Annotated in this window: 1 pseudogene; it reads right to left on the reverse strand. The window is 42.9% G+C overall.

The features are described 5' to 3' along the window. A pseudogene (locus tag CWB77_RS18455) lies at positions 1–340 on the reverse strand (hypothetical protein); the annotation flags it as partial.

Raw genomic sequence — 340 nt, forward strand, 5'->3', positions numbered from 1 at the left:
ATCCATTAAGTTCTAGCTCAGCTTCAATTTCTGGCTCTACCTCAGGCTCAGGCTCAGGCTCAGGCTCAGGCTCAGGCTCAGGCTCAGGCTCAGCAAAAGATGAAGCGATAGATTCTACATCTTCACTATTTAACTCTTCTTGCGCGTCAGTTAAATCTTCAATTGAGTCCGCCAATGCATGATCTATTTCAGAATCATGAACATCACTTTCAGGTTGCTCAGTATCTAGTACATCGTCACTATCTATTTCGTCTTCATCAATTAAGCTGTCGATATCTGGCTCTTCAGTTTGAGCTTCAGTAGATGGTTGCTCAGCATCGAGCAATTCATCAATATCAAC

The organism is Pseudoalteromonas sp. S1610 (genome assembly GCF_005887465.1).
In the GTDB taxonomy this organism is placed as follows: Bacteria; Pseudomonadota; Gammaproteobacteria; order Enterobacterales; family Alteromonadaceae; genus Pseudoalteromonas; species Pseudoalteromonas undina.